Origin of the sequence: Massilia haematophila, assembly GCF_042647645.1 — a bacterium.
GTDB lineage: Bacteria > Pseudomonadota > Gammaproteobacteria > Burkholderiales > Burkholderiaceae_D > Telluria > Telluria haematophila.
Map to the genome: position 1 here is coordinate 5,508,914 of NZ_JBHRVV010000001.1, position 24,386 is coordinate 5,533,299.

Sequence of the window (24,386 nt, forward strand, 5' to 3'; positions counted from 1 at the left end):
GGCGCGTAAACTGTCGCTGCTTCACGACTATCAGGCGGTAGTCACCACACGAGAACAGCGCTGAAATATTCTTTCACCTAACGTCAAAAAGTGAAATTTTATTTTGTTCGCGTCCCGGCAGCACCAGCGCCAGCTCCGCCACCGCCCTGAACACCGGCAAGGTCAGCACCTCGCCGACATCCTCCGCCGCCAGCGCCGCATGCGCTGTGCCCGCCGGCGCCAGGTGCTCCTGGAAACGCCAGCGCAGCACGCGCAGCCCGGCGCGCCGCACCGCTTCCTCCAGCATCGGCTGCAAGGCCTGCAGGCGCTCCAGCGCGTCGGCGTTGGCCGCGGCCAGCTCGAGCGCCACGCCGCCCGGCACCGGCTCGACCTGCACGGCGATCACGCTGCCGTCAAGCAGCGCCAGTTCCAGCCGCAGCGCGGCGCGCGGCCGGCGGCGCCGGCCCGGCGGCTGGTCGGCGCCCTTGCGCACCACCTCCAGGTGCTGGGCTTGGGCGCTGCCCGCATGCACGGTAAAGCGCCAGGCGTCGGCCGGCTGCACCGGCGCGTCGGCGCCGCGCCCGGCCGCACGGCCGTCCTGGCCACCCAACAGCAGCGCCGGCGCCAGGGCGCCGCCCTGAACGCGCAGCTGGCGCTCGATCAGGGCCGCGGCGTAGCCGCCGACCATCGTGCGCCAGCTCGCGGCCAGTGTGCGGGCGTCGGCCTGCTGGAACACCAGCTGGCGCGACATGAACACCTGGTCCGGGCGCATCGCCGCGCCGTCGGCCTGGGCCTCGGCGAGGCCCGGTGGGGGCCGGGAAGCGGTCAGGGACTGTGATGCGGGCAGTGGCAGCGGCGTTCCGGCATTGGCGGCGGCGTAAGCGGCGGCGGCGGCGGCCTCGACTGGTAACACGGCGCCAACGTGCAGCGCCGTCGTCGGCGGCGGGACGAAAGGGGCAAAGAGTGAAACAGGACTCATGACACGTTCCATAATAAAAAGGCCAGCCGAGGTTGGCTGGCCTTGAGGAGGCGTCTGGCTTGAATCAGCCGACGGTCGCCCTGATTACTGCAGGAGCGACATAACCATCGACGACATTTGGTTGGTTTGCTTCAGCATCGCGGTACCGGCTTGCATCAACATCTGTTTGGTGGTCATGTTCGACGATTCGGTCGCGAAATCCACGTCCATGATGCGGCCAGCGGCGGCTTGAGTGTTGGTGCTGACGTTCGACAGGTTGGTCGCAACATGGTCCAGTCGGTTGGTGGCGGCACCGAGCGAGGAACGCACTGCGCCCAGCGAATCGATCGCGGCTTGCAGCTTGTCGACGGTCGTGTTGGCGCTGCCGGCGGCAGTCAGCTCCGAGGTGAGAGCGGTGCTGGCTGCACCGAACGAGTTGTAGCGGGTGCTGACGGCGCCGAGTGCGAGGTGCATCGCATCCAAGTCGGTAGTCAGGTTCAGCTTCATGGTTTCGCTGCTCGATGCGCCGATCTGGAAGCTCAGTTCCGAACCGAACTTGCCGGTGGCACCGGTCGTTTTCGACGCGTTAGTGGCGGTGAAGAAGGCGTCGGCGGCGGTCGACGCTGCCTGGGCCGCCTTCAACTCTTCGTCAGCGATCTTGTGAGCTTTCTGGGCAGCGATCAGGGTCGCGGCCGTCGGTGCGTCTTGTGTGATTGCATAAGCTGCCTCGGCTTCGCTCAGGTCGAACTGCGTACCGAAAGTGGTGCCGTCGCCCACGACGGCCATCTTGGCAGCCAGCGTCGCTGCAGCAACGCCTTGTGCACTCTGGGCGTTGGTCACGTCGGCATCGCTAGCCTTGCTGTTGAGCAGCTTTGCGCCCCCGAACGAGGTGTTGCCGATGATGTTGGTCAGTTCGCTTGCCAATGCATCATATTCCGACTGCATAGCGGTCTTGTCGCTGTCGTTCGACGACGCATCGGCTGCCTGCGTTGCCAGGTCTTTCATGCGTACCAGGATGTTCGAGGCTTCAGCCAGCGCGCCTTCGGCGGTCTGCATCATCGAGGTAGCGTTCTGGGTGTTGCGCATGGCGACGGCCATACCGCTGGTCTGCGCCTTCAAACGGGTGGCGATCTGCAGGCCGGCTGCGTCGTCCGACGCTGAATTGATGCGATAGCCGGTCGACAGGCGGGTCATCGACGTGGAGAGGCTGGTTTGGGTACGGCCGATAGAACTCTGGGCGGAGAGAGTGGCGTTGTTGGTATGAAGGCTAAGCATGTCTTACTCCGAAAGTTGGGTTAAAGGAGCAGTTCATCTGCTCTCATGAGTACAAGACGACTGTCCTTCGGGTCTCATTAAGTGCCACATGGAAATATTTTTTGAATTTTTTTGATAGTAGTCTTGAGCTCCCGTTCTGGGAGTGCTTGGTTGGATTAAAGTGCAGCTCTCGTCTTGACGGCTGCTGAGCCCGCGTGAGCCCGCAGACAGTTAGAGGACGCTACAAGCGTTGGGCTACAAATGCATTAGAGCGCGCGTCCAGAGCATGCGATGTTTTCCTATCTCTGACCGGTTCGATGTTCATCGTGGTTGGCACTGCAGGCGATTGCGCTTGGGACTTCGCCTAAGTATATAGCCAGACCGGAGCATTGCGACCAGTCTTACCTTGAGATAGAGCGCCAGCTTCGATAGAATGCGACCTTTTCCCATCTTTTTCAGGCGCCTATGCCGCTCTGCCGCGCATTCTGGCGCGCTTTCGCCGTATGATCTACCTTCCCCGAACCCTCAGCGTCGCCCCCATGATGGACTGGACCGACCGCCACTGCCGCGTGTTCCACCGCCAGATCACCCGTCACACCTGGCTGTACACCGAGATGGTCACCACCGGCGCGCTGGTCTACGGCGACGTCGAGCGCCACCTGCGCTACGACGAGGTCGAGCATCCGATCGCCCTGCAGCTGGGCGGCAGCGAGCCGGCCGACCTGGCGAAAAGCGCGAAGCTGGGGCAGGACTGGGGCTACGACGAGATCAACCTGAACTGCGGCTGCCCGTCCGAGCGCGTGCAGAAGGGCGCGTTCGGCGCCTGCCTGATGAACGAGCCGCAGCTGGTCGCCGACTGCGTGAAGGCGATGCGCGACGCGGTGACGATCGACGTGACGGTCAAGCACCGCATCGGCATCGACCACAACGAAAGCTATGACTTCGTGCGCGATTTCGTCGGAACGATCGCCGAGGCCGGCTGCAGCACTTTCATCGTCCACGCCCGCAACGCCATCCTGAAGGGCCTGTCGCCGAAGGAAAACCGCGAGATTCCGCCGCTGCGCTACGACGTCGCCTACCAGCTCAAGCGCGATTTTCCGGAACTGGAAATCATCATCAACGGCGGCGTGAAGACCGACGACGAGATCGCGGCCCACCTGGCGCACGTCGACGGCGTCATGCTCGGGCGCGAGGCCTATCACAATCCCTACCTGATGGCGAACTGGGACGCGCGCTTCTACGGCAGTGATGCGGCCCCGAAGACCCGCGCCGAGGTGCTGGCCGCGATGGTGCCCTACATCGCCGACCAGCTGGCGCGCTACGGCGGCCATGGCCTGAAGCTGAACAGCATCACGCGCCACATGCTGGGCCTGACCGCCGGCCTGCCGGGGGCGCGCGCCTTCCGCCAGATGCTGTCCGATCCGAAAAAGCTCGCCGGCGGCGATCCGCGCCTGCTGCTCGAAGCGGCCGCGCATATTCGCGACCTCTGATCCTTTCCTTCCCGATCCGCGGTGGTGCGCCATGCACCACCGCCGTGCATCTACGCCCTAAAGAGGGATGCGCCAGGCCTTGTGACTATTATTCCTGTAGGAAATTTACTACACGGTCATCGGAATTTGTGTAGACAGGTCCGACCGGGCTTGCCCTCAAGCAAGACCCCATCCATAATTTCGTTTGCAACACTGAAGATTTGCTGAAGAAACGTTCCCGTCCCGTGAGGCGTTTCCTTCCAGATGCAGATTTTTTCTGACTCGACAGTCGGCTTTGCTTTATCCTTTCGGAAAACACAATTTCCGCAAGGTAAACTGTTGTCGAACAGGACTTCACGCGGGCATAACAATTCCAAAGCAAATCTGATCAACAGGAGAGGGAAGGGCGAGATGAATTTATCGAACATGAAGGTCGGGATGCGCCTGGGGCTGGGTTTTGCCCTGGTGCTGGTGTTGCTGGTGGCTGTCACCGTGGTCGGCGTGGTGCGGATGTCCCAGATCCAGGACCGCCTCGACCACGTGGTGAGCGTGAACAACGTGTCGAGCCGCATGGTCATCGAGATGCGCAACAACGTGCAGGACCGCCTCGCCTCGCTGCGCGTGCTGACTCTGATGGCCGACCCGGCCGACATGGAGCCCGAGCTCAAGAAGTTCAAGGACCAGAGCGCCAGGTACACCGAAGCGCAGAACAAGCTGAGCCAGATCTTCGCGGCCGACGGCAGCGACGCCGAAAAGGCCCTGCTGGCCGAGGTCAAGCAGCACGAAGCCGCCGCCCTGCCGGCCATCGCCAAGGCCTCGGAACTCTACCTGGCCAACAATGCCATGGATGCCACCCGCGTGATGGTGCGCGAAGTGCGTCCGGTCCAGAAGAAGTGGACCGAAGCCCTGGACAAGCTGGTCGCCCTGGAAGACAAGCAGAGCGCCCAGAGCCAGCAGGACGCCGCCGACGCCTTCGTCAACGCCCGTAACTTCATGGTCATCATGCTGGTCGTCGCCGTCGTCATGGGCGTGGTCGCCGCCTGGATCATCACCCGCGGCCTGCTCAAGCAACTGGGCGGCGAGCCCGACTACACCACGAAGATCGCCGGCAGCATCGCCCACGGCGACCTGGCGATCGCGATCGACACCAGCACCGCCGAACGCGGCAGCCTGCTGGCCGAAATGAACGAAATGCGCAACAGCCTGGTCAAGATCGTCGGCCAGGTGCGCCGCGGCACCGAGACCATCGGCACCGCCTCGCGCGAAATCGCCGCCGGCAACATCGACCTGTCCTCGCGCACCGAACTGCAGGCCAGCTCGCTCGAGAAGACCGCCTCGGCCATGGAAACCCTGACCACCACCGTCAAGCAGAACGCGGACCATGCCCGCGAAGCGAACCAGCTGGCCGCGACCGCCTCGGACGTGGCGCGCAAGGGCGGCGACGTGGTGTCGCAGGTCGTGGGCACGATGGGCGAGATCAACAGCTCGGCCAGCAAGATCGCCGACATCATCGGCGTCATCGACGGCATTGCCTTCCAGACCAACATCCTGGCGCTGAACGCCGCGGTGGAAGCGGCCCGTGCCGGCGAACAGGGCCGCGGCTTCGCGGTCGTGGCATCCGAAGTGCGCAACCTGGCCCAGCGCTCGGCCGCCGCCGCCAAGGAAATCAAGACGCTGATCGGCGACTCGGTCGAGAAGGTCGAGCGCGGCAGCAAGCTGGTCGGCCAGGCCGGCGTCACGATGGACGAGGTGGTGGCGAGCGTCAAGCGCGTGACCGACATCATGGGCGAGATCGCCAACGCCAGCGCCGAGCAGAGCGCCGGCATCGAGCAGGTCAACATGTCGATCATCGAGATGGACAGCATGACCCAGCAGAACGCCGCACTGGTCGAGGAAGCCGCCGCCGCCGCCCAAAGCCTGCAGGACCAGGCCGGCGAACTGGCGCGCGTGGTCAGCATCTTCAAGCTGGTCGACGGCGAGGAAAGCGTTGCCGCACCGGCGCCGGCCGCGGTTCCGGCCGCGCCGGCCGCCAGCGTGCCGGCGGTGCCAATGGTGCGTAAGCCTGCCGCCCGCCAGGCGCGTCCGGTGCTGAAGAAGCCGGCTGCGGAGGCCGCGCCGGCCAAGCCGAAGAAAGCGCCAGTTGCCGCCGGCAGCGACGAATGGGAAGAATTTTAATTCACGGCGAATTAGCCGGTCACTCTGAAAGACCGCAGCAGTCAGCGGCACATAAACGTTACTCTGGGATGAGAACCATGAAAAAGCCTTACCTGAGCACCATCGTCACCCTCGTGTTTGCCACTTTCGCCGGCTCGGCATTCGCCGCTGAAGTCCCGGCTTCGTTCGACCCGTCGAAGTGCAAGGTCGAATACCCGAAAGCGTCGCTGATGAACGAAGAGCAGGGCATCACCTCGATGTCCTTCGTCGTCGGCGCCGACGGCAGCGTCGTCGATTCGAAACTGGAAAAATCGAGCGGCTTCAAAGGTCTCGACAAGGCAGCCCTGAAAGGCCTGTCGGCATGCAAGTTCAAGCCGGGCACCAAGGACGGCTCGCCGGCCCAGACCACGACCCGTGTCGACTACGCCTGGAAGCTGGACTAATCTGTCCGGTTTCACCGACGATTGCGAACAGCCGGCCTTGCGCCGGCTGTTTCGTTTCTGTCGCCCGGTAAACGCCAGGCTTTGTTACAAAAGCCCGTCCGGCGCTTACGAATCGCTTACTTTTGCCTAGAAAAATGTTTCGAGTGTAAGAACTTGCATCAACACTACTGTGCCAAAGATCGTTTGGCTATAGTGGTCTCACACCGAACCAAAAGGAGCACTACCATGAAACGAATCCTCTTCACCGCAGCAGCAGTCCTGATCAGCACCGCCGGCTTCAGCCCGGTCCAGGCACAGCCCCGCACCGAAGTCATCATCGTGAAGAAGGCGCCGCCCGCGCCGCGCCACGAGGTGGTCCCGGCAGCGCGCCGCGGCTTCGAATGGGTGCCGGGTTATTGGAACTGGACGGGTCATCGCTACACCTGGGTCAAGGGTCACTACGAAAAAGTGCGTCCGGGCTATGTCTACCAGCGTGCCGAATGGCGCCGCGACCGTAACGGCTGGTACCTGGAGCAGGGCGGCTGGCGCCACGGCGACCGCACCGACCGCACCGATCGTTTCAATGGCCCGCGCCGCGACCGCGATGGCGACGGGGTGCCGAACCGTGTCGATGCCCGCCCGAACAATCCGCATCGCTCCTGATGATGCACCATCCCGCACCCTGGAGCGGGCGGACGATCCACGAAAGACCCGGCCCCGCCGGGTCTTTTGCTTTCTGGCGGAGGCGCCGCCTGTAGAAAAAACCGACCAGGTATTACAGGGTGATGTTGATGGCTGGGCGGGAAGGAGCGCGCAGCGTGGCGCCAAACGAACACTTGGATAAGTACAACTATGATTTCCGCATAGTAAGTCGTTATGATCGGGGAGCCTCATCAGTTCCCGATCATTCTTCATGCCCAGAAAGCTTGCCTCATCATTCGTGCGGCGACCCCGCCCGGTCGCCCAGCTGCTCAGCGCCCTGGTGCTGGTCTGCCTGCTTCCGGGCCTGGTCGGGGTAGGGATCTTCCTGTTTGCCGAATACCGCGAGGAAAAGCAGCGCTACACCGAAGACACGGTCCAGATCGCGCGTTCGATTGGCCAGTCGGCCGACAAGCAGCTCCTGCATGCCCAGTCCGTGGCGCAATACCTGGCGGACGCCGGCGACCTGGCGTCCAGCGACATGGACGCCTTTGTGCAGCACGCGGCACGCGCGATGGCGGTGGCGTCGCCCACGGGCTAGATCGTGGTCTATCGCCGCGACGGGAGCCGCCTCATCAGCTATCCCGGCGCGGCCTCGGCCAGGGTGGCGCCGCGCGACGACGCGCGGGCGGTGCAACGGGTGTTCGCGCGCGAGGCGGCATGGATCTCGAACGTTGCCGTCGACCAGCGCGGTACGCCGGTCATCGGCGTCCACGTGCCGGTCAGGCGCGATGGCAAGGTCATCCATGCGCTGGCGATGTTCGTTCCGGCGTCCCAGCTGACGGCGCTGCTGCAGGAGCGCGGACTGCCCGACGGTTGGCTCGCGACCGTGCTCGACGGCGAAGGCGTCGTCGCCGCGCGCAACCGTGGCGCCGGGAAGTTCGTCGGGCACCTCGCGCTCGAGCGCTTGCGCGCCGTCGTCGCGCGCCAGCCCGAGGGTAGCCTCGAAACCACCAGCCTGGACGGTGTGCCGAACTTTACCGTGTTCGCACGTTCGCCGCTGACGGGCTATACGGCCATTGTCGGCGTACCGCGTTCGCAGCTGACCGGTCCGCTGTGGATCCGGATGGCTTACCTGAGCGCGACGATGGCGGTGCTGTTCGGCCTGGGACTGCTGCTGGCGCGTTACGTCAGCCGGCGCATTTCCCGTTCCATCCACGCGCTGATCGAGCCCGCCGCGGCGCTGGGCCGGGGCGCGCCGCCTTCGATTACGGCCGTGCATGTTTCCGAGGCGGTCGAGGTCGCCACGGCGATCGAGCGTGCCGCGGCCCTGTTGCAGGAGCGGGACGCGGCGCTGCGCGCGCAACGCGACGAGCTGCAGCAGTTCAAGTTCTTCACGGAGCACGCCAACGAAATGCTGCTGCTCCTCGACGAAGACGGCAACATCCGCTATGCGAACCGCATGGCCTCCGAACGCCTCGGCTACAGCAACGCCGAACTGCTGTCGATGACCCTGTTCCAGATCGACCTGCCGACCACGACGGAGCGATTGCAGGCGGTGTTCGCCGAGTGCCGCGACGCGCAGAAGCCGCCTTTCGAACGCGTCTACCGCTGCCGGGACGGCGCCGATATCCCGGTCGAGATCACCGCCACCGTGCTCGAACACAAGGGCGAATGGCTGATGCACGTGGTGCCGCGCGACATCCGCGAGCGGCGCCAGGCCGAACAGGCAGTCCGCTGGGCGGCCTCGCACGACGGCCTGACCGAGCTGGCGAACCGGGCCCAGGCGACCAGGTTCCTCGAGACGGGGCTGGCACGGGCGCGCAGCGTGGGCGGGAGCGGCGCCCTGCTGTTCATCGACCTCGACCGCTTCAAGCCGGTCAACGACATCTATGGCCACGACGCGGGCGACCGCGTCCTGCAGGAAGTCGCGCGCCGGCTGCGCGGCTGCGTGCGCCACGACGACCTGCTGGCGCGCGTCGGCGGCGACGAGTTCCTGATGGTCCTGCCATGCCCGGACGATGCCGCCGCCCAGGCCGCGCGCCGGGCCGAGGACATCATCCGTGCGGTGTCGCAGCCGATCCGGCTCGGGAATATCGAGGTGGTGCTGTCGGCCTCGGTCGGCATCAGCCGTTTCCCGCAGGACGGCGAGACCGCGAGCGCCCTGATCCATGCCGCCGACATGGCCATGCTCGAGGTGAAGCAGGGCGGCCGCGCCGGCTACGCCTGGTATTCGGCCGAGATGGGCGCCCAGGCCCAGTTCACGCTGAACGTGGAGCGCCGCCTGCAGGCCGCGCTCGAGCACGGCGGCCTGCTGCTGCACTACCAGCCCATCGTCCGCCTGGCATCGGGCAGGGTCGACGGCGTCGAGGCGCTGGTGCGCCTGGACGATGGCGCCAGCCCGGCGGTGGGTCCCGCCACCTTCGTCCCGATCGCCGAAAGCTGCGGCCTGATCGCCCCGATGGGCGAGTGGGTGGCGGCGCAGGCTTGCCGCCAGCAGGGGCAATGGCAGGCGGCCGGCCTGCCGCTGAGCGTCTCGGTCAACGTCTCGGCCCTGCAGTTCCGGCGCTCGGACTTCGTCGGGCGCGTCCGCGACGTGATCGAGGCCACCGGCATCGATCCGCACTGCCTGGTCATCGAGCTGACCGAAACGGCCGTCATGGAAAACCTGGCCGAAGCAATCGGCATCCTCCGCGCAGTGCGGGCGCTGGGCGTGTGCGTCGCCCTCGACGACTTCGGCACCGGCTACTCGAGCCTGAGCATGGTCTCGACCCTGCCGCTCGATAAACTGAAGATCGACCAATCCTTCGTGCGCCGCATCGACACCGACCACGCCAGCCGCGCGGTCATCGACGCCGTCATCGCCCTGGCCAACAGCCTGGGCCTGGAATTGGTGGCCGAAGGCATCGAGACCGAGGCGGCCCTGCATTACCTGCGCGAACGCGGCTGCCAGCTGGGGCAGGGGTATTATTTCAGCCGGCCGTTGCCGGTGGCGCAGCTGGAAACGTGGCAGGCGGGGCGCTGAAGATCGGGAGCGGGGCGGGGACGCCCCAAGGGGGTAAACAAAAAAAGGGTTACAAGCGCGAAGCGTGTAACCCTTTTTTCTTACTACTGAATTCTTGGGGTGGCTGATGGGACTCGAACCCACGACAACAGGAATCACAATCCTGGACTCTACCAACTGAGCTACAGCCACCACTGTCTTACGTTTTGTCTTCAGTGCTGCGAAGACAGAACAAGATTATACAAACTTCGAAGCAAACTGGCAAATCTAATTGTTCGGTCCGATCAACATCGTCCCAAGCGGCTCGGACACGACCTCGTGGACCGGCGGATCGAGGCCGAGCAGGCTGGCAAACGCCGCCGACAGGGCGGTGGCGCTGGCGCTGGTGTAGCCGTCGAGACGGGCGATGCCGCCGTCCGCGCTTCGTGCCAGACTGGCGTTGGCCAGCAGGCGCGCGAGCTGGCGCGCCACGGCCTCGCCGGTATCGACCAGCGTGATGCTGCGATCCGTAGCGCGGGCGATGATCTTCTCGATCGAGGCTTGCACCAGCGGGTAATGGGTGCAGCCCAGCACCAGGGTGTCGGCGCCGCCGTCGAGCAGCGGCAGGACGTAGCGCGACAGCAGGGCATCGGTCGCATCGGAATCCAGCTCGCCGAATTCGATCTGGTCCGCCAGGCCGTGGCAGGGTTGCAGCAGGAAGCGCGCCCCGGTGGCGGCGCTGATCTGGTCGCGCAGTTGCAGGAACTTGGCGCCGCACAGGGTGCGCTCGGTGGCGAGCACGCCGACGATGCCGCTGCGCGTGGCTGCCGCCGCCGGCTTCAGGCCGGGCTCGACGCCGACGATGGGCATGCCGGGGAAGCGTTCGCGCAGGCGCGCAATCGCCGCCACGGTGGCGGTATTGCAGGCGATGACGATGGCTTTCGCGTTCTGTTCGACCAGGAAGCTGCCGATGGCGAGTACGCGCTCGACCACGACGGATTCCGGCTTGTCGCCGTAGGGGGCGAAGCCGGAGTCGGCGAAATACATCAGGTGTTCGTGCGGCAGCTGCGCGCGGATGTGGCGCAGGACCGAGAGACCGCCTACCCCGGAATCGAAGATGCCAATCGGGGCGTCGCGAAGCGGGGGAGGGGGCATGGGTGTGAGGTGACGCGAACGTGCGTTGAACGTGTGGGGTGATTCAGGCCGGGGGCCTGAATCACGACCCGCCCACCCTACTTAAGCGACGGTGACCGGAATGTTCTTCAGCGATTCGATCTTCGCCGCCCATTCCTTCGGACCGGTCTGGTGCACCGAGGTGCCGGTCGAATCGACGGCCACGGTGACCGGCATGTCCTGCACTTCGAACTCGTAGATCGCTTCCATGCCCAGGTCTTCGAAGCCCAGCACCTTGGCCGACTTGATCGCTTTCGACACCAGGTAGGCCGAGCCGCCGACCGCCATCAGGTAGGCCGACTTGTGCTTCTGGATCGATTCGATCGCGACCGGGCCGCGCTCGGCCTTGCCGATCATCGCGATCAGGCCGGTCTGCTCGAGCATCATGTCGGTGAACTTGTCCATGCGGGTCGCGGTGGTCGGGCCGGCCGGGCCGACGACTTCCTCGCGCACCGGATCGACCGGGCCGACGTAATAAATCACGCGATTCGTGAAGTCCACCGGCAGCTTCTCGCCTTTTGCCAGCATGTCCTGGATGCGCTTGTGGGCGGCATCGCGGCCGGTCAGCATCTTGCCGTTCAGCAGCAGGGTCTGGCCCGGCTGCCAGGAGGCGACTTCTTCCTTGGTCAGCGTGTTCAGGTCGACGCGCTTCGACTTCTCGGTGTCCGGGGTCCAGTGCACGTCAGGCCAGGTCGACAGCGCCGGCGGTTCGATGTAGGCCGGGCCCGAGCCGTCCAGCACGAAGTGGGCGTGGCGGGTGGCGGCGCAGTTCGGGATCATCGCCACCGGCTTCGATGCCGCGTGGGTCGGGTACATGTTGATCTTCACGTCCAGCACGGTGGTCAGGCCGCCCAGGCCCTGGGCGCCGATGCCCAGCGCGTTGATCTTGTCGCACAGTTCGATACGCAGTTCTTCCAGCTTGTTCTGCGGGCCGCGCTGCTTCAGCTCGTACATGTCGATGTCTTCCATCAGCGACTCTTTTGCCATCAGCATTGCCTTCTCGGCCGAGCCGCCGATGCCGATGCCCAGCATGCCCGGCGGGCACCAGCCGGCGCCCATCAGCGGCACGGTCTTCAGCACCCAGTCGACCAGCGAGTCCGACGGGTTCAGCATCACGAACTTGGTCTTGTTTTCCGAGCCGCCGCCTTTGGCAGCCACTTTCACGTCGACGGTGTCGCCCGGCACCAGTTCCATGTGCACGACGGCCGGGGTGTTGTCCTTGGTGTTCTTGCGCTCGAAGTGCGGGTCGGCCACGATCGAGGCGCGCAGCTTGTTGTCCGGGAAGTTGTACGCGCGGCGCACGCCTTCGTTGACGGCGTCGGTGATCGAGCCGCTGCCGAAGCCTTCGAAGCGCACGTTCATGCCGACTTTCAGGAACACGTTGACGATGCCGGTATCCTGGCAGATCGGACGCTTGCCTTCGGCGCACATGCGCGAGTTGGTCAGGATCTGCGCGATCGCATCTTTCGCTGCCGGGCTCTGCTCGGCCTCGTAGGCGCGCGCCAGGTGCTGGATGTAGTCAGCCGGGTGGTAATAGCTGATGTACTGGAGCGCAGCGGCGACCGATTCGATCAGGTCTTCCTGTTTGATGACTGTCATGACTATTCTCGTGTGATGTTAGTGACTGGTGACGTTAGTGCTGTTTGGGCTGGTGATGCGTTGCGGTGGTGATGCGATCGGTCCAGGAAATGGCAAGGGCCGAGAGCAGGAAAGCAATGTGGATGACCGTCTGGGCAATCAGGACTTTTTCGCTGTAGCTGCCCGCATTGATGAAGGTTTTCAGCAGGTGGATCGACGAAATGCCGATGATGGCCATCGCCAGCTTGGTCTTCAGCACCGAGGCGTTCACGTGCGACAACCATTCCGGTTGGTCCGGATGGCCTTCCAGGTGCATGCGCGAGACGAAGGTCTCGTAGCCGCCGACGATCACCATGATCAGCAGGTTCGAGATCATGACCACGTCGATCAGGCCGAGTACGACCAGCATGATGGTGGTTTCCGTCAGCTTCTTCGGACCGTTGGTCATGCCGACGGCCTCGAGGATGTGCTGCAGCGAATCGGCATTGCCGAAGGCGGCGCCGATCAGGTCTTTCAGTTCGACCCAGAAGTGGAACACATAGACGCACTGTGCCAGGATCAGGCCCAGGTACAGCGGCAGCTGCAGCCAGCGGCTGGCAAAGATCAGGCTGTTGAGAGGGGTTAGCTTGCGGTGTTCGAGTGTGGGCGGGTTTTGCGACATCGGGTGCGGCTCCAGGGTTCCGGCAAAATACAGCCCATCATTTTACACCTCTCCCGCCGCGTTGCAGCATGCCGCCTCGCTTTGCGCCAGGGTTGGTAAAATCGCACTCGTATACGGAGGCGCGCGCACTGAGCACATGTAAGGGCCGGGTAAGGCTGCGCGCCTAAGGTATCCGGCAAAACTACTACGAATGGAGACTAGCATGGCCGAGAACGAGACCAATCAGGAAAACCATGGCTTGCAGGAACACCGCGTGTTTCCGCCGCCGGCCGGGTTCGCAGCCAATGCCGCCATTTCCGGCATGGATGCCTATAACAAGCTGTGCGCCGAGGCCGAAGCCGACTACGAAGGCTTCTGGGCGCGCCTGGCGCGCGAGAACCTCGACTGGCACAAGCCATTCACCAGCACCCTGGACGAATCGAACGCGCCCTTCTATAAATGGTTCGGCGACGGCCAGTTGAACGCCTCGTACAACTGCCTCGACCGTAACCTGCAGAACGGCAACGCCGACAAGACCGCGATCATCTTCGAGGCCGACGACGGCACGGTTACCCGCGCTACCTACCGCCAGCTGCACGAGCGCGTCTGCAAATTCGCCAACGGCCTGAAATCCCGCGGCATCAAGAAGGGCGACCGCGTCATCATCTACATGTCGATGTCGATCGAAGGCGTGACCGCGATGCAGGCCTGCGCCCGCATCGGCGCCACCCACTCGGTGGTGTTCGGCGGCTTCTCGGCGAAGTCGCTGCAGGAACGCATCATCGACGCCGGCGCCGTCGCCATCATCACGGCCGACGAGCAACAGCGCGGCGGCAAGGCGCTGCCCCTGAAAGCCATCGTCGACGAGGCGCTGGGCCTGGGCGGCTGCGACTCCGTGAAGGATGTCATCGTCTACAAGCGCACCGGCGGCAACATCGCCTGGACCGAAGGTCGGGACATGTGGCTGTCCGAGCTGGTCGACGGCCAGGGGGCCGAGTGCGAGCCGGAATGGGTCGATGCCGAGCACCCGCTGTTCATCCTCTACACCTCGGGTTCGACCGGCACGCCGAAAGGCGTCCAGCATTCGACCGGCGGCTACCTGCTGTGGGCCGCGCTGACGATGAAGTGGACCTTCGACATCAAGCCCGACGACGTGTTCTGGTGCACCGCCGACATCGGCTGGGTCACCGGCCACACCTACATCGCCTATGGCCCGCTGGCCGTGGGCGGCACCCAGATCGTGTTCGAAGGCGTGCCTACCTACCCGAACGCCGGCCGCTTCTGGGAAACCATCGCCAAGCACAAGGTCACGATCTTCTATACCGCCCCGACCGCGATCCGTTCGCTGATCAAGGCCTCCGACGTGGACGAGAAGGTGCACCCGAAGAACTACGATTTGTCCTCGCTGCGCCTGCTGGGCTCGGTGGGCGAGCCGATCAATCCGGAAGCCTGGATGTGGTACTACAAGAACGTCGGCCAGGAACGCTGCCCGATCGTCGACACCTTCTGGCAGACCGAGACCGGCGGCCACATGATCACCCCGCTGCCGGGCGCGACCCCGATGGTGCCGGGCTCGTGCACGCTGCCGCTGCCGGGCATCATGGCCGCGATCGTCGACGAAGCCGGCGCCGACGTGGCGAACGGGCAGGGCGGCATCCTGGTGGTGAAGCGTCCATGGCCGTCGATGATCCGCACCATCTGGAACAACCCGGAGCGCTTCAAGACCAGCTACTTCCCTGAAGAACTGGGCGGCAAGTACTACCTGGCCGGCGACGGCGCCATCCGCAACAAGGATACCGCCTACTTCACCATCACCGGCCGCATCGACGACGTGCTGAACGTCTCGGGCCACCGCATGGGCACGATGGAGATCGAGTCGGCCCTGGTCGCCAACCCGCACGTGGCCGAGGCAGCCGTCGTCGGCAAGCCAGACGACACCACCGGCGAAGCGATCTGCGCCTTCGTGGTGCTCAAGGGCATGCGCCCCACCGGCGAGGAAGCCAAGAAACTGGCCACGGAGCTGCGCAACTGGGTCGGCAAGGAAATCGGCCCGATCGCCAAGCCGAAGGAAATCCGCTTCGGCGACAACCTGCCGAAGACCCGCTCCGGCAAGATCATGCGTCGCCTGCTGCGCGTGCTGGCCAAGGGCGAGACCATTACCCAGGACGTGTCGACGCTGGAAAATCCGGCGATCCTGGAGCAGTTGAAGGAAAAGGCCTGATGGCCGGGCGCCCGGCTGGTTCGGCGGGCGCCTGAATGGATAATGTGTCGGCGCCGCCCCGTTTCGATGGGGCGACGTTGTTTTGTGTGCGGCTTGTTCGTTGCTTGTTTGCCGCCTGTTTGTTGCGCTACGCGCCGTCCGGCTCGCCGCTGAAGGCTTTCATCAGGGCTTCACGGTCGATGGTCTTCTTTCCTGCATCGACGCCGGCGCGGCCGCGGCGGCCGGCAAACTCATCTTCGATGTTGTCGCGGTAATAGCTCCACGGCGAACCTGAAGTCGACAGCTTGCGCCAGACTTCGGCGCCCACGTTGCTGTAGTCGATCGCCGTGCCGTCGTCGAACTCGACGCGCAGCATGCGCTCGGGCGCGTCGTAGCCGATGGCGCGCAGCTTGCCGGCGTTGATTCTCTTCATGTCCATCGTGGGCTCCTGTGGGTGGTCCGTGTCGCCACAGATGATCGCATGATATGGAAAACGAGGGTCGTGGGGCACTGATTGTCAGGATGCTCTTGTACAGCCGAGAAACCTTGTTATAATGGGCGGCTTCGCGACATAGCGCGCGGAAACCCATCAGGAGAGATGGATGAGTGGTTTAAGTCGCACGCCTGGAAAGCGTGTATAGGTTCATAGCCTATCGGGGGTTCGAATCCCCCTCTCTCCGCCAGGAATTCCTGAATTGGCCTTGTTCAGTTTCGGTTAAAGAGAAAGAGCTGCTTCACATTGGTGAAGCAGCTCTTTTCTTTTGCGGCCTGGCCAGCAAGCTCGCTACCTCAACGGCCAGAACCATATTTCCGCCGCACTGAAGTAACAGCTACGCGCACACTGGTAAAACCCTCCGGCAGCTGGCCAGAGCAGGTCGATATGTCCACCGCCTCCCAGTTCGGCGCCATGGATCCGGAAAAACGAAACCACCCCGCTCCGAGGGCCGATGTTTGCCTGCGCACTGCGCGCATCCATGAATACTTCAGGGTTGCCCCAGATCCGTTTCAGGATGCCCGATAGTCGGGCTTGGCCCGGCTCGATCCGTTTACCCTTCAGTGTTCCGTCATTCGCCACCATGCGAGCGCCTGGTAGCGTCACGCCGGCGCCCAGGAGGGCCATGCTCATGCGAATCGCGCAGGTATCGAGGAAAGCCGGGTTGTCGGCCAGGTCCGTCCAGCCGATCAGCGGGTACAGCTCCTCGCGCTTTCCGACCTTCGGATAGTGCTGGTGAACCACCTGAAACGATGGCTTCATGGTTTGGCTCCGGTGACTGGCGGGCAAGGGTAGGCGCGGCCCAGCAGGGTCAGGAGGAGCGCCGAGGCATTCTTCTTCCGTTCGGCTGCCGGGAGTTTGGCTATCTGGCCGGCCAGCTCGTAGGCCAGGTCGGGCGTCTTGAGCTGGTTCACATCGCACCAGATGCGCCCCTCCGCCGTATCCCTGGCGCCGTCGAGATAGCTGTATGCTTTCTCTCGCTGCAAGTATTCGTAGTTATCCGTCGGTACGGGCTTGCTTAGCATCTGAACGAAGCCATCACCAGTAAGCGTGGGGGCTGATGGGGCAGCCTCGGCAAGAGTCAGCGCCGCCAGCCCGAGAGGCAAGCCCAGTAGGTTTCGCGCGCGCATTACGCCACCCTGTTAGTCGACAGGTCCCATCCCCCTGCCGTATTGCCGGCAGTACCGCCACTTACTCTTTGCCGGGTGTAACGCCACTTCACCTTGGAAAACTTGAGCGAAACCGCCTCGCTCATCGTGCTCCCCGGTGTGACGGAGGGCGCGATGTAGCTGATCAGGACGTTCTCGAGCTCGATTTCGTAATACTTGACCCGGGCGCCATCGCCATCCGCCCGCATGAACTCGAACTTCGCTTTCGGAATCGTCTTGCCCATTGCGCAGTGTTGCGACAGGATGGGCGAGGCCAGGTCGGCCAGCTTGTGAAAGCTGATGTCTGACAATTCGACGCGTTCGGCGGTGTGTCCGCCGGCGGTCGATGCAGTGGCCGACTTCGGTTGGCGTAGATTCCAGTCGACTGACAGGCATTCGATCCAATCCTTGTGGGTGTCGTCGGCCGATTCGCCCTTGATTCCGTCTATTTGCAGGTACACGTCGATTGCCATATTGCCTCCTCTATGTGAAGGGGCAATTGTGCGAGTGCTGGATTGACGTCAGCTTGTCAATCGTCAACAGACGGCCTGCCGTCGATCAGGCGCGCGCGGCGCTTCGATGAAAGAGGCACACGATCACTCTGCTATATTCGTTTCGGCATTTTTCCTGTCGACTTGCGCACCCTGCGGGTCCCGAGTACGACCGCTGTTGAACTCAGCAATACCCCGCCGAGGCCGAGCACCAGCAGCGCTGCTTCGCGTACCCAGCGTGCACCTAGCATCCCCGGCAAATCCCAGCTGTGCAGGAAATTGAACAGCCACCTGCCGACTCGCTGGGAATTGTCCAGGCTCGACATCACCTGTCCCGTGTACCCATCCAAATGCACCCAGGTGGCGCCGGGATCGCTGAACGCGACCCTGAGCACCGGCAGCCGGCGCTCGTCCGCGCCATACATCGACTGCACCTGGCGCTGGAAATAATAGGCATCGTAGTCGCGCAACAACGCATATCCAGACATCGGCGCCGGCACCAAACGCCGCGCCGCTTCGACCAGTACCTGTTCGGGCCATTGCTCGCGCACGGCATAAGCATCGCCATCGGCCACGACCAGCCGCGTCTGACCGCGGCCGTCGCGCGCCAGGATATAAGCCTGTCCCGCCAGCACCCGCCATTCCAGCTCGCTCGCCCGGAATCCCTGCGCCGACAGCATCGCCAGCACCTGCGGCACCCCGACCGGCAAACGTACAGCCGAAGGACTGCCACCCTCGAACGCCGCCACATCCGGCCGCGCGCCCTTGGCATCGAACACCCCCAGCGGATTCATCGACATCAAGCCGCTGAAGATCCAGGTCAGCAGCACCGTGCCGAACACCAGCCCGAGGATGTGATGCCAGCGCAGGTAAGCTTCCCGGAACGGCGACTTCGACCCGCTCTTGTACGCACCCGAGAAGCGCCAGCGCCAGAGGCCGTTCAGCGCTCCCGTGAAAGCCGCGACCACGCCAACGCCGGATAACACGATCACCGTCCAGCTCCACACGGGATCGGTCGGCCGATTGCGGAACATGTAGAGCCAATGCAGCCAGGCGCCGGCGAAGTTCCACAGGCGCTCGGCACGCGGCGCGTCGAGCACGACCTGGCCGGTCGCCGAGGAGACGTACAGCCGCGTCGACGCCGCGTCCCGCATGTCGACCACGTGCAGCGGCCGGTGCGGATTGAGCGAGCGCGAATGCGTCCAGCGGTCTTCATCGACGACGCCGGCATACTCGCCGCCGGCGCCATGCATGAAGGAACGCGCCGCCGCCAGCGCCTGCGCCGGGCCGATGGCAAGGCGGGCGCCGGTCGCGGCGTCGACTGCAAAGCGACCGCCATGGCCTTCAGTGAGCACATAGTGCGGCCGCCCGCCGATCGAGGTCAGCGCTATGCCCTTGACCTCGCCCGGCGCCTGGCTCTGCGCCAGCGCCGCCTCCATGGAGATGCAGCAGATGGAAGAGGGCAAGGAAGGCAAACCGCCCAGCCTCTCCCACGGCGTCAGCTTCGGATAGCCGACAAACAGCATCACCATGCCGCTGACGAACCACAGCGCCATCAGCACGCACATCGAGACGCCCGTCCAGCGGTGGACGAGGAAGACCATGCGCTTGGTACGCGATGTGATCGACATGCTCATCCCCCATCAGAAGCGGTGATCCAGCACCAGCTCGACGCGGCGGTCCGGGCCGAGCAGCCACTGCGTCGGCGTGTAGTAGGCCGTGGCGAAGTAGCGCTTGTCGAAGACGTTGAAGCCGCGCAGCGTGAGGCTCGTCTGTGGCGACGCCTTCCAGCGCAGCGAGGCATCGACCGTGGTGTACGAGGGCATGCGCAAGGTGTTGGCGTTGTCGGCAAAGCGCGCGCCGACGTGGCGCAGGCCGGCGCCGACGCTCCAGTCGGGCTGGAAGTTCCAGCGCAGCCAGAGATTGGCGGTGCGCTGGGGCACGTCCGGCGGGCGATTGCCGGCGCGCGAAACGGGCGTGCCGGCGACCAGCTCGGCAAAATCGTCGAAGCGCGCACGCAGGATCGACGCGTTGGCGTCCAGCGTCCAGTCGCGCGCCAAGGTCATGCTGAGCGTGCCCTCGATGCCGGTGGATGAACGCTTGCCGACCTGGATGCTCTGCGCCGGATTGGCCGGGTCGCGCGTCAGCAGCTTGTCCTTGGTGATGTCGTACGCGGCCAGCGTCCATTCGCCCTGGCGGTTCCAGAACGCGCGCTTCAGGCCGACTTCGAGCTGGCGCCCGCTGGCGTTCTCGGAACGGCTGTTTGCCGGCGACAGGAAGAGCAGCGAACCGACCGGGTCGGCCGCCTTTGCAAACTGGCCGTAGACGGTGAAGTCCGGCGCCAGCGCGTAGACGGTCCCGAGGCGCCAGCCGACGTCGGCAAAGGTCTTGTCGAAAGCGAGGATGCCCGCGACGAGATTCTGGCGCTCGAGGTCCGCGTGGTCGTAGCGCAGCCCGCCCAGCAGCGACCATGTGCCGGTGAGCGCCAGCCGGTCCTCGAGGAACAGCGAATACTGCCGCGCCTCGGTGCGGTAGCGGGGAATGGTCGGCACCGGACTGGTGAAGAAACCCGGTTCCGGATCGAAGGGATCGACCGCGCCCGAGGAGCCGACATAGGTGTTGTTCGTGTGCGTGAACGAGGCCTTGTTGATGTCGAAGCCGGCGGAGATCCGGTTGTCCATGCCGAACAGCCTGCCCTCGAAGGTCGCGCTGGTCGTGTTCCCGGTCTGGGTCTGGTCGTGCAAAATTTCGGTGTTGTCCGAGCGGTCGACCAGGCCGTTTGCTGGGTTGTAGACGTAGGCCTCGGCGTTGCGCCAGTGGCGCCGGCTGTCGATGTGGTACAGGCGGCTGCGCACCGTCGTGTGCTGGTTCGGGCGCCAGTTCGCCATCAGGTCGAGCCAGGTGTCCTGGTAGTCGATGCGGCTGTCGGCGACGTTGTAGTTCTTGCCGCCGAGGGCTTCCAGCTGGCGCCCCTCGACCAGCGGCGTACCGAAATAGCGCATCGGCTTTTGCCGGCCGTGGGCCAGGTTCAGGCGCAGGTCCAGCTCGGGCGAGACGTCGAAGCGCAGCGCGCCGGAGACCGCGCGGTTGCTGCTGTCGCCCATCTCGACCCAGCCGTCGGAACGCTCGTCGCTGGCGTCGAAGCGGTAGGACCAGCGTTCGTCCAGGGCGCCGCCGCTGCCGAAGGCCAGCCGGCGCGTGCCTTCGCTGCCGAGCGCCGCCTGCACCTCGTTGTGCACGGCGCCGCGGGTCGGCTGCTTCGGGATCACGTTGACCACGCCGCCGATCGCGCCTTCGCCGTAGATCACCGCGGCCGGCCCGCGCAGCACTTCGATGCGCTCGACCGCCCAGGTGCTGAAGGGGAAGGTGATGCCGGCGCCGCCATACTGGCGCATGCCATCGTACAGGCGCATCACGGACACCGTGTCGGTGAAGCCGCGCGCGGCGAGCGAGGAGCCGCCGTTGCCGGGGTGGGACATGCTGCTGATGCCGGGTGCGCGCGTGATCGCCTCGACCAGGCCGGTGTCGCCCCTTTCCTCGAGCTGCTTGCGGGTGATGACGTCGACACTGGCCGGCGTTTCCAGGCGCGACAGGCCCAGGTTGGATCCGGTGGCGGTGTCGTCGCGCAGCTTGCCGCGCAGTGTGTCGTTTATCGGCGCCCCGCTGACAAGGACGGTCGGGATCGGCGCCTCGTCGGCGAAGACCGGCGTCGCGATGAGGCCGGCCGCCAGCAGGCAGGCCAATTGAATGGATGTGCGGGCAGGGCGCGACGGCGCCGCTGCAACAGGAGCATGCGATTTCATGATGGTTTTCTGGTCGTGTGACAGCCCGGGGGCTGTGCAATGCGGCTCGCTATATGTGGCGAAATGCGCAGCGAGTCCGGCGACACAGCAGCTTCAACGCATACGATGAACCTTGACGGGCTGTGCCGTCGCAGGGGGCGGATGCGTCACGCCTACGCTGTCATGCAAACAACAACGCGGCAGCTACTGCAAGATGACAAAGCGTCAGCCCGATGCAGGCGGGCCGCGCGGCTGCGCGAAGGACCACGCGAACAGCGGGCGCGGCGCACGATGGAAAAGAGGAGGGTAGAGGTCATGTCCGCCAAGCGCGGCGAGGGCAAACGCCGCCGGCGGCAACAGGGCAAAGGAGCCGGCATGCGGCGCGCAGTAGGCGCAGTGCATGAGCCCCTTGAGGAAGCGGTCGGAAGCGGGGGCGTCCGGCGCTGCCCCCATCGGCACCATTTCGATGCCCATCGCGGTACAGATTTCGACCTGGCGAGCGGCGGGCGGCGCCAGGCTCAGCGACTGCGAGACGACCGGGGCGAGCGCGTTGAACAGGATGGCCAGGCCGGCGATCCAGGCATACGCGACCCACTTTTTCGTCATCCTGCCCATATCGGCATTATAGGTCCGGCTTCGGCTGCGTCCGCTTTGCGCGACTGGACATTTTGTCCATGTCCGGTGCAGAGGATGCGCCTGCTCCGGCTGACCCGCCAGACATTACTGTTGAGTTTCGGAATGCTGCAATGCGTCGGAAAATCTTACATGTATTTACGCGAACGCATTCAGTTTAGCGCAAGTGTTTGATTCTATTGATGCTCGGGGTTCTGGCATATCCCTTGCTCTCCTGGAGGACAGGTTGTTGGTCAACAACCATACTCAACGGAAAACCGATAATGAAACTCTTCAAGAAACTCATCTGCGCTACGGCTGTCGCACTGTCCACGGCTGGCGCTGCGCATGCGGGTCCGGTCCTGAATAACTGGGTGTTCAACCCCACCGGCGGCGGCTTCGCCGGCGGCCAGGTCATCAACGAATACCTGGACGTCAACGGCAACGCCTTCATCCAGCTGACGTCGACCGGCAACGGTAACTTCTCCTTCAAGGAAACGGCTGTCTTCAACATCACCCAGGCCGACAGCAACGGCAAGCTGTTCCCGCAGACCTATGCCGGCGGGAACATCACCGCGACCTTCGAGGCGGTCGGCACCGGCACCTTCGGCGGCGCCTTCAGCTTTACCGGCGGCACCATCAAGATGTACCAGAACCCGACCAATGGCCAGTACGGCAGCACCGCCGGCCACTTCGGCGCCGACCTCGGCAACCAGATCGCCACCTTCAACGTGCTGGTGGGCGGCGGCGGCCTCGTCGACGCCAACGGCAGCCCGGTGAACAACGGCCAGGTCAGTGTGTTCGCCAGCGCCGAGCCGGGCATGCTCGACAGCGGATATTTCTTCCGCAGCAATGGCGTCGACCTGTCGAAAGAATCGGTCCTCTCGTTTGCCTTCACGAACGCGAACACGGTCGGCCGCCCCTCCAGCCGCCTGGTGAGCGAAGTGGCCTGCCAGTTCGCCGGCTTCAACGGCGCCGGCTGCAACGGCACCAGCTACCGCAACCGTCCAGGCCAGTACTTCTTCATCGGCGGCAACGGCCAGTTCAAGTTGGCCGAAAACGGTGAAGTGCCGGAACCGGGTTCGCTGGCGCTGTTCGGCATCGCCATGCTGGGCGCCGGCATCGCCGTGCGCCGCCGTACCAAAGCCTGATCGGTCCCCCGACCATGAAGAAAGCGGGCACTGCCCGCTTTTTTTACGTCCCTGTCACGGCATATTGAACGCGGCCCGTAATGCTGGCAAACTGGTCATCCCGACCACCATCACCTATCCGGAGGACGACGATGAGCGCATTGACTAGCGGCAGTGGCGGTAGCGCACCTGGCCTCGGCAAGAAAAGCGTGCTGCGCGTCCTGCTCGGAACCGGCGCGATCCTGCTCGTGCCCTTGCTGGCCATGCAGTTCACCAGGGAAGTCGACTGGACCGCGCTCGATTTCGTCGTGGCCTCGGTTCTGCTGCTCGGCGCCGGCTTCGCCATGGAACTGGCAATTGGCAAGCTCCCCAACATGCGGCAGCGCCTGCCCTGGCTGGCGGCGATCATGCTGGCCTTCGTCTACCTTTGGGCCGAGCTGGCTGTCGGCATCTTTTTCAATCTCGGCAGCTGACGCGGCGGCCGCCGCTTATTTCGTCCAGTGCACCGGCAGCTGCAGTACCTCATTGTCGTTCCAGGCCTGGACGGTGGCCGACACGCTCGTACCGTTACTGCTGGCCTGTATCCATACGGCATTGATGTAGTACTGGTAGCGGTCTCCGAATTTATCGGCGGCCATTTGCCTTGCCTGCTGCGCCTCTTCGCCGTTGAGTATCCGATACTGGAACCAGGTTGCGCCGAGCGCCACCACCAGCCCAAGCGTCAGCGGCACGCGCATGTCGCGCATCCCGCGTCCCGCCGCCCGGTGTTCGTCCAGCAGTTCCGGCCGGCTGAGTTGATGCGCCACGAAGATCGTCAAGGCGGCGATCCCCAGCAGCGCGGCGTAGTGGGCCGTAACGGCGCCGGGCATCAGTCGCCACTGCGCGAGCTGGAGTCCGCACGGCACGAGGGCGAACTGCGAGACAAATACGAGTACGCAGGGAAGGATGCCGAGGAAGGCCAGCCAGCGTAGCGCCGAGACCACTCGAAATCCGCCGTAGAAGAGCAGGGCGCCCATGATCAGGCCGGACACCTGCAGCCTGAACTGCCCCTGCGGCGCGGTGCTTATGCCGTAGATGAGTTCGGCAATGCCGACGAGGCCGACGATGATGGCGGTGCGGCGCTGGATCATCAGCGCCGGGGATAGTTCAAACGTATCGGGCTTTGCTGTGTTCATGCGTATCCTTGGAACGTTGATGATAATGCCGGAAGATTAACAGTTCTTGCATGTCGGAAAAAACATGGATTCTCGCGTTTGCAGCGTGAGAAGGCAAGGACCTGTT

General features: G+C 64.4%; 22 protein-coding genes, 2 tRNA genes and 1 pseudogene. 10 read left to right on the forward strand and 15 right to left on the reverse strand.

Going from position 1 to position 24,386, the window contains the following annotated elements; genetic code table 11:
* Positions 1-73: 73 nt before the first annotated feature.
* The 3 genes and pseudogenes from ACFOPH_RS24420 to ACFOPH_RS24430 form a co-directional block, all read right to left on the reverse strand.
* On the reverse strand, positions 74-958 hold the full coding sequence (locus ACFOPH_RS24420) for a hypothetical protein (RefSeq protein ID WP_379737735.1): 885 nt from the start codon (positions 956-958) through the stop codon (positions 74-76).
* Between the two features lie 84 nt (positions 959-1,042).
* On the reverse strand, positions 1,043-1,723 hold the full coding sequence (locus tag ACFOPH_RS24425; RefSeq protein ID WP_379737998.1) for a flagellin: 681 nt from the start codon (positions 1,721-1,723) through the stop codon (positions 1,043-1,045).
* A 78-nt stretch (positions 1,724-1,801) separates the two neighbouring features.
* Positions 1,802-2,212: pseudogene (locus ACFOPH_RS24430) on the reverse strand (flagellin N-terminal helical domain-containing protein); the annotation flags it as partial.
* Positions 2,213-2,694: 482 nt separating this feature from the next.
* Here ACFOPH_RS24430 and dusA point away from each other — a divergent pair.
* The 6 genes from dusA (at position 2,695) to ACFOPH_RS24460 (ending at position 9,900) form a co-directional block, all read left to right on the forward strand.
* Positions 2,695-3,681 carry a tRNA dihydrouridine(20/20a) synthase DusA gene (gene dusA, locus ACFOPH_RS24435; protein ID WP_379737737.1) on the forward strand — a complete coding sequence of 329 codons (987 nt, stop codon included), beginning with the start codon at positions 2,695-2,697 and terminating at the stop codon, positions 3,679-3,681.
* A 390-nt stretch (positions 3,682-4,071) separates the two neighbouring features.
* Positions 4,072-5,835 carry a methyl-accepting chemotaxis protein gene (locus tag ACFOPH_RS24440; protein ID WP_379737739.1) on the forward strand — a complete coding sequence of 588 codons (1,764 nt, stop codon included), beginning with the start codon at positions 4,072-4,074 and terminating at the stop codon, positions 5,833-5,835.
* A 77-nt stretch (positions 5,836-5,912) separates the two neighbouring features.
* Positions 5,913-6,257 (forward strand): energy transducer TonB, encoded by a 345-nt coding sequence (locus ACFOPH_RS24445; RefSeq protein ID WP_312548938.1) that lies wholly within the window; start codon positions 5,913-5,915, stop codon positions 6,255-6,257.
* 225 nt (positions 6,258-6,482) lie between these two features.
* Positions 6,483-6,899, forward strand: coding sequence for a hypothetical protein (locus ACFOPH_RS24450; protein WP_312548939.1), 417 nt, complete (start codon positions 6,483-6,485; stop codon positions 6,897-6,899).
* 277 nt (positions 6,900-7,176) lie between these two features.
* Positions 7,177-7,476: a hypothetical protein gene (locus ACFOPH_RS24455; RefSeq protein ID WP_379737741.1), complete on the forward strand. Its 300-nt coding sequence runs from the start codon at positions 7,177-7,179 to the stop codon at positions 7,474-7,476.
* A gap of 3 nt (positions 7,477-7,479) precedes the next feature.
* Positions 7,480-9,900, forward strand: a complete 2,421-nt coding sequence (locus tag ACFOPH_RS24460) for a bifunctional diguanylate cyclase/phosphodiesterase (protein ID WP_379737743.1) — start codon at positions 7,480-7,482, stop codon at positions 9,898-9,900.
* 95 nt (positions 9,901-9,995) lie between these two features.
* Here ACFOPH_RS24460 and ACFOPH_RS24465 read toward each other — a convergent pair.
* The 4 genes from ACFOPH_RS24465 to ACFOPH_RS24480 form a co-directional block, all read right to left on the reverse strand.
* Positions 9,996-10,071, reverse strand: a tRNA-His gene (locus tag ACFOPH_RS24465).
* Positions 10,072-10,146: 75 nt separating this feature from the next.
* Positions 10,147-11,013 carry a glutamate racemase gene (gene murI, locus ACFOPH_RS24470; RefSeq protein ID WP_379737745.1) on the reverse strand — a complete coding sequence of 289 codons (867 nt, stop codon included), beginning with the start codon at positions 11,011-11,013 and terminating at the stop codon, positions 10,147-10,149.
* 81 nt (positions 11,014-11,094) lie between these two features.
* Positions 11,095-12,630 carry a fumarate hydratase gene (locus ACFOPH_RS24475; RefSeq protein WP_379737747.1) on the reverse strand — a complete coding sequence of 512 codons (1,536 nt, stop codon included), beginning with the start codon at positions 12,628-12,630 and terminating at the stop codon, positions 11,095-11,097.
* Positions 12,631-12,664: 34 nt separating this feature from the next.
* Entirely contained in the window at positions 12,665-13,270 is a 606-nt protein-coding gene (locus tag ACFOPH_RS24480; protein ID WP_312548945.1) for a TIGR00645 family protein, read from the reverse strand.
* Between the two features lie 202 nt (positions 13,271-13,472).
* On the opposite strand from ACFOPH_RS24480, the gene acs reads away from it, so the two are divergent.
* A complete protein-coding gene (acs, locus tag ACFOPH_RS24485; RefSeq protein ID WP_312548946.1) occupies positions 13,473-15,470 on the forward strand; it encodes an acetate--CoA ligase in 1,998 nt (665 codons plus the stop codon).
* Between the two features lie 127 nt (positions 15,471-15,597).
* Here the strand turns inward: acs and ACFOPH_RS24490 are convergent, their stop codons facing one another.
* A complete protein-coding gene (locus ACFOPH_RS24490; RefSeq protein ID WP_379737749.1) occupies positions 15,598-15,888 on the reverse strand; it encodes a KTSC domain-containing protein in 291 nt (96 codons plus the stop codon).
* A gap of 153 nt (positions 15,889-16,041) precedes the next feature.
* Between ACFOPH_RS24490 and ACFOPH_RS24495 the strand changes: the two genes are divergently transcribed.
* A tRNA-Ser gene (locus ACFOPH_RS24495) sits at positions 16,042-16,132 on the forward strand.
* Between the two features lie 101 nt (positions 16,133-16,233).
* On the opposite strand, the gene ACFOPH_RS24500 is transcribed toward ACFOPH_RS24495, so the two are convergent.
* From ACFOPH_RS24500 to ACFOPH_RS24525, 6 genes are all read right to left on the reverse strand, one after another.
* Complete coding sequence (locus ACFOPH_RS24500) at positions 16,234-16,704, reverse strand: T6SS effector amidase Tae4 family protein (protein WP_312548948.1); 471 nt, start codon at positions 16,702-16,704, stop codon at positions 16,234-16,236.
* The gene (locus ACFOPH_RS24505; protein ID WP_379737751.1) at positions 16,701-17,072 is read right to left on the reverse strand and encodes a Rap1a/Tai family immunity protein; all 372 of its coding nucleotides are present in this window, start codon (positions 17,070-17,072) and stop codon (positions 16,701-16,703) included. Before ACFOPH_RS24505 ends, ACFOPH_RS24500 begins: the two co-directional genes overlap by 4 nt.
* A complete protein-coding gene (locus ACFOPH_RS24510; protein WP_312548950.1) occupies positions 17,072-17,563 on the reverse strand; it encodes an Hcp family type VI secretion system effector in 492 nt (163 codons plus the stop codon). The genes ACFOPH_RS24505 and ACFOPH_RS24510 overlap by 1 nt, the downstream gene beginning before the upstream one ends.
* Before the next feature lie 131 nt (positions 17,564-17,694).
* Positions 17,695-19,212 (reverse strand): PepSY domain-containing protein, encoded by a 1,518-nt coding sequence (locus ACFOPH_RS24515; RefSeq protein ID WP_379737753.1) that lies wholly within the window; start codon positions 19,210-19,212, stop codon positions 17,695-17,697.
* Positions 19,213-19,224: 12 nt separating this feature from the next.
* Entirely contained in the window at positions 19,225-21,384 is a 2,160-nt protein-coding gene (locus ACFOPH_RS24520; protein WP_379737755.1) for a TonB-dependent receptor, read from the reverse strand.
* A gap of 204 nt (positions 21,385-21,588) precedes the next feature.
* On the reverse strand, positions 21,589-21,969 hold the full coding sequence (locus ACFOPH_RS24525) for a DUF2946 domain-containing protein (protein ID WP_379737757.1): 381 nt from the start codon (positions 21,967-21,969) through the stop codon (positions 21,589-21,591).
* Positions 21,970-22,259: 290 nt separating this feature from the next.
* On the opposite strand from ACFOPH_RS24525, the gene pepA reads away from it, so the two are divergent.
* Together pepA and ACFOPH_RS24535 are read left to right on the forward strand one after the other, a co-directional pair.
* Positions 22,260-23,126: a flocculation-associated PEP-CTERM protein PepA gene (pepA, locus tag ACFOPH_RS24530; protein WP_379737759.1), complete on the forward strand. Its 867-nt coding sequence runs from the start codon at positions 22,260-22,262 to the stop codon at positions 23,124-23,126.
* Between the two features lie 131 nt (positions 23,127-23,257).
* Positions 23,258-23,578, forward strand: coding sequence for a hypothetical protein (locus tag ACFOPH_RS24535; protein WP_379737761.1), 321 nt, complete (start codon positions 23,258-23,260; stop codon positions 23,576-23,578).
* Positions 23,579-23,593: 15 nt separating this feature from the next.
* On the opposite strand, the gene ACFOPH_RS24540 is transcribed toward ACFOPH_RS24535, so the two are convergent.
* Complete coding sequence (locus tag ACFOPH_RS24540) at positions 23,594-24,280, reverse strand: hypothetical protein (RefSeq protein ID WP_312548957.1); 687 nt, start codon at positions 24,278-24,280, stop codon at positions 23,594-23,596.
* Between the last annotated feature and the right edge of the window lie 106 nt (positions 24,281-24,386).